The following is a 13,015-nucleotide window of genomic DNA, read 5'->3' on the forward strand; positions in this document are numbered from 1 at the left end:
TTTTACTTTTAAATTATATACTTTAAAGGAGATTTTTATACCTACTATTTACTTCTTAAATTATTAGCAATCTGCCACATTTCATCAGCAGACTTTACAATTCTTGAATTGATTTCAAAGGCTCTTTGTGTAATAAGCATGTCAGTAAGCTCTTTTGGCATATCAACGTTCGATTTTTCTATAAATCCCTGCTTTAAAATACCCTTTGCAATTTCAGGATCATTTTGAGCTTTAAAAAGGTTTTCACCACAAGACACTAATTCATCCCTATTAACAAAATCATATATATTAATTTTACCAATTGTATCACTATTAGAATATATATTTCCTTCGCTATCTATGTTTATTTTCTCACTTAATTTTTGTGGATCATAGTTATCAATATCAAGCACATATCCAGATGAATGTACAAAATTTCCGTCTTTATCTATATTAAAAGCACCATCTCTTGTATAATAATAGTTACCATCTGAGTCCTTTACCCTAAAAAATCCATTACCATCTATTGCGATATCTGATATTTTATTAGTTTCTGTTAATACGCCCTGCTTAAAATCTCTTACAATAGTTTCAGCTTTGCTTCCACTTCCTTGAGTGAGCTTATCACGATTACTACTTGTTATTGGAACACCAAGTCTGTCCAATTTATTATACATAATATCTTCAAAGGCAAGATCATTTTTTTTGTATCCATTAGTATCTACATTGCTTATATTATTTGATATAATATCAAGTTTATTTTGATTAGAATAAAGACCTGATCTGCCATTCCATAGTATCTTTAACATAATATCACCTCTTATTTAACACTTCCAACCTCATTTATTGCCTTCCCAAGAGTTTCATCCATTTGTTGTAATACTTTTTGGTTTGCCTCATAGCTTCTCATAATCTTTATCATATCTGTAATTATTTCTGTAGCATCAACATTTGATTTTTCAAGATATCCTTGTTTTACATCAGAGTTTACAATATTAGGTTCAATATCTGAAGTATAATTATTTGAAGAATCCTTTATTAGATTTTGTTTATCATCAAAATTACTAATATAGAACTTTACTATATTATCACCAGTATTAATAGTTCCATCTGATGAAAGTTCAAAATTTAGATCCTTTACACTTATTTCTATTTCATTGTCATTTTCATCTAATCCTAAAACTTTATATCCTTCCATTGTTGTAAGATAACCTTCTGAATCGATTTTAAACCTTCCATTTCTTGTATAAAACTTATTTCCATCGCCATCAACTACAGTGAAAAAACCTTCTCCATTAATTGCAAAGTCAAGATTTCTGTTAGTTTCTTCTAATATTCCTTGAGAATAATCAGTTTTAACTTCATCTATTCCCACTGCCATCCCCAAATTTCCTAAAGGGTTTCTATATCCTTTTCCGTTTATAATCTTATCCCTATTTTCAACCATTACATCTTGAAATGTTTTTAAAGCTATCTTATCTTTTTTATATCCGGGAGTATTTATATTAGCAGCATCATTACTTAAGTTTTCCTGTTGTATTTGCCTTGTTATCATTCCAGAAGCAGCAATATATAGACCTCTAATCATAGTTTGCACCTCAACCTTCTATTTTTTATCGCCTTCAAAGTAGGCTTTAATTTCATCGGGATAAATCATTCCCATTTTTCTTGCCATCATTTCAATTTTATACTTAGGTATTTGGCTATATGAAAAAGAACTTAAAATTAAGGTAGAAATCATTATTCCAACTCCAAGACCTAATAAGAAATTACTATCTTTAAATAAATAACTTATTATTTTTTTTGTTTTCTTAAACCAATCCTTAATAGTACCTCCCCCTTCCCTATCATCAATTTTGAACATATCTCATCTATAGACATTCCTTTATCATAAAGCTCAAATATAATATCGTTTAAATCTTTTCTTTCTATATCATTATCATTATTTTCGCTTTTTTCATCTTCAGTATCTTTTTTCTCTACATATTGTTCAATAATTTCATTTAAAATAATCAAAGAATTTTCTAAATCATTCACTCGGTTTGACAATTCTTTAATCTTTTCTTTCATGGAATTCATATCTTCAAAAAATTCAAATGAACTAACTTCATTTTTAGAGTTTTCCTTATTTTCAACTCTTTTTCTGATAGCAACATATATAATAATCAGTCCAGAAAGAGTCAATATATAAATCATAATAATCTCCTTATAAATAATTTAATTTCTTAAGGTTTTCCCTTAGCCTTACAATAGCTCTGCTGTGCAGCTGTGAAACCCTCGATTCAGAAATATTTAATATTTTACCAATTTCTTTTAAAGTTAACTTTTCAAAATAATATAGATTAAGTATTATCTTATCTTTCTCTGAAAGCATATCTATAGCCTTTTTTAACATATTTTGCTTTTCATTATCTTCTATTATTACATCCGGCTGAGGGCTTGTACTATCTTTTATAATACTTTTAAACTTTACATCCTCCTCATCAGATTTAAAAAGCACTTCATCAAGAGATATGATTGATATGTAATTTATATAGGACTCAATGTTCCTAATCTCTTCAGTTGACATCCCACTATAATTTGAAAGTTCCTCTTCGGTAGGTTCTCTATTAAGTTTTGTTTCTAATTCATTTTTTAATTGATTAAGATAATTCAATTTAGAAAAAGCACTCTTTGGTATCCAGCTTATCTTTCTAAGCTCGTCTATAATTGCACCTCTTATTCTTAAGGTAGCATAAGTTTCAAACTTTAAACCCTTTGTAGGATCAAACCGTTCAATAGCATCTATTAATCCTATTATGCCAAAACTAATCAAATCCTCATATTCAAGCCCTGGTGGTTTCCCGGCAACAAGCCTTGATGCAATATATTTTACATAAGGCAAATATTTTATAATCATCTCTTCCCTTTCATCAAAGTGTTGATAGCATTTCATAGCTTCACCTCCTACTTAAACAGCTTACTTTGTTCACGAAGCTTATCAAAAATAAATTTTATTATTTTATCCCTTAATCTTTCATCTATTTTTTCATACCTTAATGCTATTTTATAATTTTTACCAGCTTCATCATAATCACACCTTACTACTTTACATAATACATTAATTTCATCAGGTACTTTGATTGAAAGTAAAATAAAATCATTATGCTTTGCACTTTTTTTAGATATTATTTTTACTCCTCCACCACTTATATCAATAGTTACTGTTTTTTCTAGGTTTTTAAAATATCCAATAGGAACATCAGCTAAATCTATATATACTCTATTTTCAGGTAATATAAAATACTTTACATCCATAACAATTGGAAGTCTAAAATATTCTCTCCTTTGAACTCTTTCAATTACCTCAGGAAAACTTAACATTGCAAGCTGAATATTTTTTTCCTTCGTTTTTCCTAAAACAACTGAACGGCATTTAAATACTTCTTTTTCGTTTGCTATGTAGTATTCAATTATACTACCTATATGAATCATCATATATTTGCTTCCAGAAATAGGCATACCAATGAGTATGTATTCATTTTTTATATCCTGAATACTGCTCTTATACGTTATGTCATTTTCAATTATTTCTAAATTTTGATTGACATTTAATTTGATTTTATAATCCAACATAACATATCACCCTAAAAACTTTAATATTTTACTTATATATTCCTTAACAGTTGAGTTTTTATTTTTTTCTTCTTGCCCCAATATTTCTGATGATATTCTATAAATGCACAGTCCTGCTTCACATTTTGGATACAAAGATATAAAAGGTCTTTGTTCTTTTACTGCAAGTCTTACCTTTGAGTCCTCAACAATATAGCCAAGGTATTTAACCTCTCTTCCTAAAAATGCCTTTACTGTTTTAAAAAGTTTATCAAAAGTATCACGCCCTTCAATTATATTTCTTGTTCTGTTTACAATAATTCCTATATTGCTTTTTATTCCTTCATTAATTAATATCTTAATAAGACTATAGGCATCAGTTAATGCTGAAGGCTCAGGATTTGTTACAACTATTATTTCATCTGCAAACTCTAAAAGTGTTAAGGATGTTTTAGACAATCCTGCCCCCATATCTATAATCAAAATATCTGTATCCTGAATCTTAGAAAATTCATTTACGATTATTTTTCTTTTTTCATCATTAAGCTCAAAAAGCCCACTTATCCCAGATCCACCTGGAATTATCTTAACTCCTTCATCAGTTAATGCATATACATCATCTATAGTCTTGTTATTATATAAAATATCATAAATTGTATATTTTGTTTTTATTCCAAACAATATATCAACATTTGCCATACCAAAATCAGCATCAAGTATTGTTACTTTAAGGCCTCGTTTACTTAGGGCAATTCCAAGATTAATTGCAACATTTGTTTTGCCAACGCCACCTTTTCCACTTGATATAGCAATTACTTTAAATTTATTTGAACTATTTTGTTTTCTATTTTTTATCAAATTCCTTAAATTTGAAGCCTGATCCATTAGTTATCATCTCCCAGTACCAGTTTCAATAGCCTATCTTTGTTTGCTTCTTCAATATCTTCAGGTACATTTTGTCCTGTAGTAATAAATGAAATTGGTACATTCCCATAAAAGCAGCTTGTTAATATTGATCCATAAGTAAGCGTTTCATCGACCTTTGTTAATATTAAGCTGTTATAATTTACAGTCTTATAATTTTCAATAATCTTTTTAATGTCGCCTTGCTTTGTAGTCATGCTAAGAACAAGATGAACTATATCAGCATTAATCGTTTCAACATATTTTCTAGTTTCTGATATCTGCATCATGTTTTTACAATTTCTTCCTGTAGTATCTATTAAAATAACATCACATTCCTTCATTTCATCAATTGCCTTAGGAATGTCCTTTATTGAAAGGGCAACTTTAAAAGGGATTCCAAGGATATCAGAGTAAGTTTTTAACTGTTCAACAGCTCCAATCCTATAAGTGTCAATTGTTATAAGCCCCACCTTTTTTTGTTGATATAAACTATACATACTTGCAATTTTTGCTATGGTTGTTGTCTTGCCAACACCTGTTGGCCCTATAAAAACCTGAAGCCTGCAATCTTTTTTTTCATTAATTTTAATTATCTTTTCAATTATTAATTTAATTTCTTTTTCAATTTTTTTGCTACTAAGCTTTTTATTTCCATTATTTTCTTTAATGGCATTATAAATATCTTCTATTATTTCTATTGGTATATCATTTTCTAAAAGCCTTTGCTTAGTTTTACTTCTATCTTGAGTCTTTATTTTAGATTGCTCCTTTTGGCCTAAAAGAGATGCCATCATCTCCTTTAACTCGTTTATTTCCTTTTGAAGACTTTCATTTTTATCTTTATCAGAGTTTTCCTTACTTTTTTTAGATTTATCATCAGCAGCAGCCGTAACTTCAATTTTTTTAGGTTTTATAAAACCTATTATTCCTTTCTGTCTTATCTTCCTTTGACTTACTATTACAGCATCATTGCCAAGTTCATATCTTATCCTTGTCATAGCTTCATTCATATTATCAACAATGTATCTTTTAATTATCATATAGCCACCATCCCTACGGTTTCTATTTGTACATCAGTTGGTATTTCATTCATTGATAATACTGTAAGATTTTGAAATACAATCTCTGTTAGTTTTCTAAATACAGGTCTTATCCTTGGGGAACATAGTACAACTGGTTGTCCATTATTAAAATTGCTTGTTTCTATGCACATTTTAATCGACTCAAATATCCTTTTAGTTGTATCCGGATCAAGGGCAGGATAGGAACCTTGATATGTTTTTTGTATACTATCTCCAATTAACTGCTCAATTTCAGGATGAAGTGTCAGTACTCTTATACAATTATTTTCATCAACAAGATTTTTGCATATAGTTCTTCCTAAGGAAAACCTTACATATTCTGTTAAAAGCTCAACATCCTTTGTATTTACGCCGTTATCCGCTAAAGTTTCAAATATTGTTACAAGATCTCTAATTGGAACTCTCTCCTTAAGTAAGTTTTGAAGAACCTTCTGTATTTCACCTAAAGTTAATATGTTAGGTATAAGCTCTTCTACAACTGCACTATAGTTTTCTTTAAGATTATCAATTAGCATTTTAACTTCCTGTCTTCCTAAAAGCTCATAGGAATGACTTTTTATTATTTCAGTTAAATGGGTAACAAGCACTGTAGTTGGATCAACAACAGTTATTCCATTAAATTCAGCTTCTTCCTTCCTACTTTCAGGAATCCAAACCGCTGGTAGGCCAAATGTAGGTTCAACTGTCTTTATACCATCTATATTAATTCCTTCCCCTGTTGCATCTATTGCAAGATAGTGGTTACAAAATATTTCACCTTTTCCAACAGGTATGCCTTTTATTTTTATACAATACTCATTTGTTGCAAGCTGAAGGTTATCTCTAATTCTTATAGGTTGAACTATTATTCCCATTTCAATTGCACATTGACGCCTTACTCCTGCAATTCTATCAAGCAAGTCACCACCATTTGCCATATCTGCTAGAGGTATAAGGCCATAACCTATTTCTATTTCAAGAGGTTCTACATTTAAAAGATGAATAACATTTTCTGGTTCACTTTTTTCAACTTTCGTATTTTTTGTCATCGCAACTTCTTTAATAGCCTCTTTTTGTTTCTCTTCTTTTATTAAAAAGTATGATAGTCCTCCACAAAGTACTGACATAAATAAAAATGCAGCCTTTGGTAATGATGGAATAAGTGATAATAAAAATAGTATGCCCGATGAGATTGCAAGCACCTTTGGATAAGATGTTATCTGCTTTGTAAATTCCTTACCAAATGAAGTATCACTTGCTGATCTTGTAACAATAATACCAGACGCAGTTGATATAAGTAGTGCAGGTATCTGGCTTACAAGACCATCACCAACAGTTAGCAGCGCATATCTTGTCAATGCTTCCATAGCTGACATATTATGAAATAAAATCCCTATTACTATACCTCCTAAAATATTTATAACAACTATAACAATACCGGCTATAGCATCGCCTTTAACGAATTTACTTGCTCCATCCATTGCTCCATAAAAGTCAGCTTCCAGCTGAAGCTTTTTTCTCCTGTCCTTTGCTTCTGCTTCACTTATAATTCCTGCATTAAGGTCTGCATCAATGCTCATCTGCTTCCCTGGCATTGCATCAAGTGTAAACCTTGCAGCAACTTCAGCAACTCTTCCAGCACCATTAGTTATTACAACAAATTGAATAATAACTATAATTATAAATAATATAAATCCAACAACATAGTTTCCACCTACAACAAAATTTCCAAAGGCTTCTATTATCTTTCCTCCTTGAGCTTGTCCTAAAATAAGCCTTGTAGAGGAAATGTTAAGCCCTAATCTGAAAAGGGTTGTAATAAGGAGGAGTGTCGGGAATATTGAAAACTCCAAAACTTCAGTTGTAAACATTGTAAGAAGCATTATCGTTAATGAAAAGGAAAGATTAAAAGCAAGCAATATATCAAGCATCCACGTTTTAAGTGGTATTATTATCATAAGTACTATTAAGATAACTGCAACTGCAACTATAATATCTGTGCTTTTAGAAAGATTAAATTTTTTGTCATTAGCCATTTACTTCACCCTCAATTATTTTTAATGCTGTAAATATAAGCAATAATTTCTGCAACCGCCTGATAAAGTTCATAAGGAATTACATCATCAATTTCTACCTTTGAATAAATAGTCCTTGCAAGATCCTTATTTTCAACTATAGGAACATTATTTTTTTTTGCAATTTCTTTTATTTTTTGTGCTACAAGATCACAGCCCTTTGCAACAACCCTTGGAGCTGGATCCTTTTCCCTTTCATACCTTAGTGCAACAGCAAAATGAGTAGGATTTGTAATTACAACCGTTGCTTTGGGAACCTCATGCATCATTCTTCTCATTGCAAGCTCCCTTTGCTTTTGCTTAATTCTTGACTTTATCTGAGGATCTCCTTCCATCTGTTTTAACTCTTCTTTTACTTCTTGTTTTGTCATCCTTAAATCCTTTTTATACTGCCTTTTTTGAAATATATAATCAAATATCCCGATTGCAAACAGAAAAATTACAAGTCTTACAAGCTGTGCATCAACTATGCTTTTAACAAAAGGATATATACCATTTGGATTAAGATCTGATGTTTTTAAAATGTCACTCAACTTTGTTTTTATATAACTAAAAACTACATAAGATATTATTCCAATTTTTAAAATCGATTTTATAAGTTCAAAATAAGTCCTTTTATTAAAAAATCTTTTCATTCCCTCAATAGGATTAATTCTTTCAAATTTAAATTTTAAACTCTCATTAGTTAATATCAAACCCATTTGTGAAATATTTGCTATGATACCAAGTAACATAACCGTAAATACTATTGGCATTGCAGCTAAAAAACCGTTTTTTAATCCAAATAAAACTACATTATTAAGTTTTTGAATACTTAAATCTTCCTTAGTTATATATTTAAAGCTTTGTATTAAAAAATTTCTTCCGTTTTTATAATATAATTCTCCAATAATAGATAAAAGTATTGTAACTCCAAGAAGAATAATTGCTGAATTTAAATCTATGCTCTTTGGAACTTGTCCTTTCTTTTTGGCCTCCTGCAATTTTTTTGCTGTGGGCTCTTCAGTTTTATCGTCAGATGCAAATAGCATTATAAAAGGTATGGCATTTAGTATTTTTATAAAATTACCTGACATATTTTCAAAAACTTTTACATAAATATGTAAAAGCCCCGGCAATATTGCAGATATTACTGTAATTCCAACTAAAATTTTTGCAGGAAGACTTAACATAAAAATATTAAGCTGCGGTACCGTCCTTGATAGAAGACCTAAGGTAAAATCAGTAATAAAAATCACAATAACAATAGGTGCTGCAAGCTGCATAGCAATATAAAAGCTTTTTGAAAAAATGCTAATAAGTACAGGAAAATAATTTAAGTTTATTACACTTTTGCCTATAGGAACTACTTCAAAGCTTTTTATAATTGCCGATATAATGATATGATGAAAATTAAAAGTTAAAAAAATTATTATTGCAAACCAATTAAAAAATCTTTCAAGAGGTGTAGAATTTCCCGCAGTTGATGGATCATAATATTGGGACATTGAAAAGCCTATTGTAAAATCCATAAGCTGCGCTGAAACCCTCACAGCATTAAATATTAAAGTTGCTACATAACCAATTAAAACCCCTATAAATATCTCTATTGCAACTGAAATTACAAGCTCTGTTAGAGTATGAGGTATATAAAATTCAGTAGAATTAATTGTTGGTGATATTATAAGTCCTATTGATAAAGAAAGCCCAACTTTTAAAAGTGCTGGTATTTGTCTTACTGAAAATATAGGCGAAGATACAAGCATAGAGACTATCCTTACTGTTGACAATAAATAAACTATAAAATTTTGTTCCATTAAATCACCTATCTTACAATAAGGGTTATATAACTGAACATTTCCTGAATAAATTTAACCAATGTCTTAAGCATCCATGCTCCAAATACCAGAAAAAGCACTATAGATGTCAATATCTTTGGTACAAAAGTTAAAGTCTGCTCTTGAATTTGTGTTGCAGCTTGAAAAATTCCAACCAAAAGTCCAATAACCATAGAAGCTATTAATACTGGTGCTGCAATTTTGACTGCCGTAATTATTGCTTGTTTCCCTATTGCTAACACAAAGGACTCTGTCATAAAATTCCTCCTAAATGAAACTTTGGATTAAAGCCTTAACAATAAGATGCCACCCATCTGCAAGAACGAAAAGCAGAATCTTAAAAGGAAGGGATATAGTTACCGGTGGAAGCATAAACATCCCCATAGACATTAAAATACTTGCTACCACCATGTCAATTACAATAAAAGGAACATATATCAAAAATCCCATTTGAAAAGCGGTTTTAAGCTCACTTATAACAAAAGAGGGTATTAAAATCTTAAAGGGTACTTCATACCTATCCTTTGGCTTTTCTATATTTGCAGCTGTATAAAACAAAGCTATATCCTTTTCACGGGTTTGCTTTAGCATAAAATCCTTAATCGGTTTGCTACCTATTTCAATGGCCTTATCCTGAGTAATCTCTCCTTTTAAGTATGGCTGTATAGCCTCATTATTAACCTTTGTATAAACTGGAGACATTATAAATATAGTCATAAAAAGTGCAAGTCCAATCAATATTTGATTTGGAGGAGATTGCTGTGTTGAAAGCGCATTCCTCACAAACCCAAAAACAATTATTATCCTTGTAAAAGAAGTCATCATAAGAACCATTGCAGGTATAAAAGTTAAAGAAGTTAAAAGTAATAATAGCTTTATATTATCAACATATTCCTTTGGAGTCTTTGAACTATCAACTGATAATGTAACCTTAGGTATTTGTATATTATTTGGTTCAGCATAAGCTGTTACACAAATTAGTAATGTGAACATTAAAACAAAGTATATTATTTTATTTAGCCTTCTATTCATTATTGCTCTTCCTCTTTAGAAAATTTAATTTGATTATATCACTCTTATAGGAATTATCTTTATAATTAGATATAGCATCCTTATCAAGCTCTAATAATATCTTAACTTCATTATTCGTATTTGATATAACATACACTTTATCTAATATAGATACAACTGATATAAAAACATTTTGAGAAAGGTTTGTTCTTTCATAAACTTTAATTATCCTTCCACTATTTACATTTTTTATATATTTACTTCCGAACCTGAAAACTCCATATATTAAAAAGATAATCATCGGAAGTAAAATTATAATCTTTAATGCATCTAAAGCAAAACTATAGTCCATTCAATCACCTGCAAACTATTGAATTATTATATCGTAAAAATATACATGTGTAACTACTGGATCTCCTAGAACATCGTTTATTTGTTTTAAAAGCTCATCCCTGATTTTATTAAGCCCATCCTTTTGAAAATCACTGGATTTTTTTGTTCTAAGATATGAATTTATCTTATCCCTTATTTGAGGCATAACAGCATTTATATCATTCTCTGCACCTTTTTTAGTATAACCAAGGCTAATTTTTGTTTTTAAATAAACTCTTGTATCTTCATCAGCTAAATTAACTATTATATCATCTACTGAAACAGTACTTTCTACAACTTTTTGAGGCTGATTTTTAGCCTTTAATTTAGAATAGTAGCTATATCCAAAAAATGCTGCAATGCCTACTGCAATTACTAAAAGTATTATAAGAAGAATCATAATAATCTTATTGCTCTTTTTATCGCTCATTTTTTATTCTCCTTCTCTGATGTAACTATTAGTATATTAACTCTCCTATTCTTTTGCCTTCCCTCTGCTGTTGAATTTGTATCTATGGGCTTAAATTCCCCACAGCCTACAGCCATAAATTTTGTTGGATTTAGCTTCCTTACCTCTGTAAAATACCTCACTACCTTTACAGCCCTATCTGTGGAAAGTTCCCAGTTAGTCTGATAGTATCCTCTATTTATAGGGACGTTATCTGTATGTCCTTCTACTATTACTTCATTTGGGAAACTACTTAAAAGCTCAGATATCTTTTCAAGAAGTGGAAAGCTCTCTTTTTTTATTTGTGCACTTCCAGAATCAAATAAAATCTTTTCCTGAAGCTCAATAACTACTCCTCTTGCATCTTGTTTTATACTTACTTTACCTTGTAGCTTATTAGCCTTTATAAAATTTTCTACTTGCTTGTATATTTTCTCTGTTTCATTTATTTTTACATTATCTAAGCTTATATCCCCACTGCTATCTTTTTCTAAAGCTGGATTAGCCTCTACAGGGGTTGGAGCAATGTTACCTCCATTTACTATGTAGCCTGACGTTGCTCCAAAGGATTTTGCAAGGGACATAGCTATTGCCTTAAATTTAATATTATCAATCTGTGAAAAGGAATAAAGAAGTACGAAAAATGTTAATATTAAAGTTACCATATCTGAATATGTAGTAAGCCATTCCTGGCTTATCTGCTTTTTTTCAACTTCCTTCTTCTTACTCATTTTCAGTCACCATGCTTCCCTGCTGGTTTTCTTTAATCATCTTAAGTTTTTCTACAGGGGATAAATATGTCTTTAGCTTGTCCTCAACAATCCTTGGGTTAACTCCTGCTTGTATCGATAATATTCCCTCTAACATCATCTCCCTAATCTTTGCTTCCTTTTCACTTTTAAGCTCAAGCTTTCCTGCTAAAGGTCCAAATATAAAGTTAGCCATTACTGAACCATAGAAAGAAGTTATTATAGCTTTACTCATACCAGGCCCTAAAGCTTTTGGATCGTTTAAATTTGCAAGCATCTGAACAAGTCCTATTAAAGTTCCTATCATTCCATAGGCTGGTCCATAACCTGCCCATGATTTTAATATATTTATTCCTTCTGAATGCCTTCTTTGCATTTCATAAGTTTCAAGCTCCAATATTTCTCTTATAGTTTCAGGTTCTATTCCATCAACTACCATTTGAATTCCATTTTTCAAGAAATCATCATCTATATTTTGAATTTCATCCTCAAGGGATAACAATCCTTCTCTTCTTGCCTTTTTTGACAACTCAACAAACTTATTAATAATTTCTAATTGTGGTATGCTTTTATCAAAGAATGCATTTTTTATCATGGCTGGAAGCTTTTTAACAGCTTCCAGCGGATATGCAATAAGTATTGTAAAAAAGGAACCTCCAACAGTTATAAAAATCGAAGGCAAATCCCAAAACAGTTTAAGACCGCTTAATGTTATCTTTCCATTATTCATAGCCATACCAATTAATATAACAATAAACCCAAGCCCTAGTCCTATTGTTGTTGATATGTCCTTTTTCTTCATTTTATTACCTCCGGATTGCCTATTGTATATCTTCTTTTAAATTCTACTATCCTATTTATTATTTCCTCCGGAGTTTCCATTACAACAAACTTCTTTCCAGTTGTAAGAGTAATTACCGTATCCGGAGTAACTTCTATTTTCTCAATCAAATCATTATTTAAATAAAATATTTTGTGATTAAAACCTGTAAGCATAATCATA

General features: G+C 30.2%; 17 protein-coding genes. All 17 read right to left on the reverse strand.

The features are described 5' to 3' along the window. Positions 1 to 44 precede the first annotated feature (44 nt). The 17 genes from FDN13_RS00700 to FDN13_RS00780 are packed head-to-tail and all read right to left on the reverse strand — an operon-like array spanning position 45 to position 13,014. Positions 45 to 788 carry a flagellar hook-basal body protein gene (locus FDN13_RS00700; RefSeq protein ID WP_138978412.1) on the reverse strand — a complete coding sequence of 248 codons (744 nt, stop codon included), beginning with the start codon at positions 786 to 788 and terminating at the stop codon, positions 45 to 47. Between the two features lie 11 nt (positions 789 to 799). Continuing rightward, positions 800 to 1,567 (reverse strand): flagellar hook-basal body complex protein, encoded by a 768-nt coding sequence (locus FDN13_RS00705; RefSeq protein WP_138978413.1) that lies wholly within the window; start codon positions 1,565 to 1,567, stop codon positions 800 to 802. Positions 1,568 to 1,585: 18 nt separating this feature from the next. Then, positions 1,586 to 1,843: a hypothetical protein gene (locus tag FDN13_RS00710; RefSeq protein WP_138978414.1), complete on the reverse strand. Its 258-nt coding sequence runs from the start codon at positions 1,841 to 1,843 to the stop codon at positions 1,586 to 1,588. After that, positions 1,774 to 2,175 carry a DUF6115 domain-containing protein gene (locus FDN13_RS00715; protein ID WP_138978415.1) on the reverse strand — a complete coding sequence of 134 codons (402 nt, stop codon included), beginning with the start codon at positions 2,173 to 2,175 and terminating at the stop codon, positions 1,774 to 1,776. Before FDN13_RS00715 ends, FDN13_RS00710 begins: the two co-directional genes overlap by 70 nt. A 10-nt stretch (positions 2,176 to 2,185) precedes the next feature. Then, positions 2,186 to 2,914 (reverse strand): FliA/WhiG family RNA polymerase sigma factor, encoded by a 729-nt coding sequence (locus FDN13_RS00720; RefSeq protein ID WP_138978416.1) that lies wholly within the window; start codon positions 2,912 to 2,914, stop codon positions 2,186 to 2,188. Between the two features lie 11 nt (positions 2,915 to 2,925). Next, positions 2,926 to 3,594 (reverse strand): flagellar brake protein, encoded by a 669-nt coding sequence (locus tag FDN13_RS00725; protein ID WP_138978417.1) that lies wholly within the window; start codon positions 3,592 to 3,594, stop codon positions 2,926 to 2,928. Positions 3,595 to 3,600: 6 nt separating this feature from the next. Further along, positions 3,601 to 4,458 (reverse strand): MinD/ParA family protein, encoded by an 858-nt coding sequence (locus tag FDN13_RS00730; RefSeq protein ID WP_138978418.1) that lies wholly within the window; start codon positions 4,456 to 4,458, stop codon positions 3,601 to 3,603. Continuing rightward, positions 4,458 to 5,519 (reverse strand): flagellar biosynthesis protein FlhF, encoded by a 1,062-nt coding sequence (gene flhF, locus FDN13_RS00735; RefSeq protein ID WP_138978419.1) that lies wholly within the window; start codon positions 5,517 to 5,519, stop codon positions 4,458 to 4,460. The genes FDN13_RS00730 and flhF overlap by 1 nt, the downstream gene beginning before the upstream one ends. Then, a complete protein-coding gene (gene flhA / locus FDN13_RS00740) occupies positions 5,516 to 7,576 on the reverse strand; it encodes a flagellar biosynthesis protein FlhA (RefSeq protein ID WP_138978420.1) in 2,061 nt (686 codons plus the stop codon). Before flhA ends, flhF begins: the two co-directional genes overlap by 4 nt. 11 nt (positions 7,577 to 7,587) lie before the next feature. Continuing rightward, entirely contained in the window at positions 7,588 to 9,411 is a 1,824-nt protein-coding gene (flhB, locus tag FDN13_RS00745) for a flagellar biosynthesis protein FlhB (RefSeq protein ID WP_138978421.1), read from the reverse strand. 8 nt (positions 9,412 to 9,419) lie between these two features. Continuing rightward, positions 9,420 to 9,689 carry a flagellar biosynthesis protein FliQ gene (fliQ, locus tag FDN13_RS00750; protein ID WP_138978422.1) on the reverse strand — a complete coding sequence of 90 codons (270 nt, stop codon included), beginning with the start codon at positions 9,687 to 9,689 and terminating at the stop codon, positions 9,420 to 9,422. Positions 9,690 to 9,699: 10 nt separating this feature from the next. Continuing rightward, entirely contained in the window at positions 9,700 to 10,464 is a 765-nt protein-coding gene (fliP, locus tag FDN13_RS00755) for a flagellar type III secretion system pore protein FliP (protein ID WP_138978423.1), read from the reverse strand. After that, entirely contained in the window at positions 10,457 to 10,795 is a 339-nt protein-coding gene (locus tag FDN13_RS00760) for a flagellar biosynthetic protein FliO (protein WP_138978424.1), read from the reverse strand. Before FDN13_RS00760 ends, fliP begins: the two co-directional genes overlap by 8 nt. A 15-nt stretch (positions 10,796 to 10,810) precedes the next feature. Beyond that, on the reverse strand, positions 10,811 to 11,245 hold the full coding sequence (locus FDN13_RS00765) for a flagellar basal body-associated FliL family protein (RefSeq protein WP_138978425.1): 435 nt from the start codon (positions 11,243 to 11,245) through the stop codon (positions 10,811 to 10,813). Beyond that, positions 11,242 to 11,994, reverse strand: a complete 753-nt coding sequence (locus tag FDN13_RS00770) for an OmpA family protein (protein ID WP_138978426.1) — start codon at positions 11,992 to 11,994, stop codon at positions 11,242 to 11,244. The genes FDN13_RS00765 and FDN13_RS00770 overlap by 4 nt, the downstream gene beginning before the upstream one ends. Beyond that, on the reverse strand, positions 11,987 to 12,814 hold the full coding sequence (locus FDN13_RS00775) for a motility protein A (protein WP_138978427.1): 828 nt from the start codon (positions 12,812 to 12,814) through the stop codon (positions 11,987 to 11,989). Before FDN13_RS00775 ends, FDN13_RS00770 begins: the two co-directional genes overlap by 8 nt. Beyond that, positions 12,811 to 13,014: a flagellar FlbD family protein gene (locus FDN13_RS00780; RefSeq protein ID WP_138978428.1), complete on the reverse strand. Its 204-nt coding sequence runs from the start codon at positions 13,012 to 13,014 to the stop codon at positions 12,811 to 12,813. The genes FDN13_RS00775 and FDN13_RS00780 overlap by 4 nt, the downstream gene beginning before the upstream one ends. Position 13,015 lies beyond the last annotated feature (1 nt).

Source organism: Caloramator sp. E03, assembly GCF_006016075.1.
Lineage (GTDB): Bacteria > Bacillota > Clostridia > Clostridiales > Caloramatoraceae > Caloramator_B.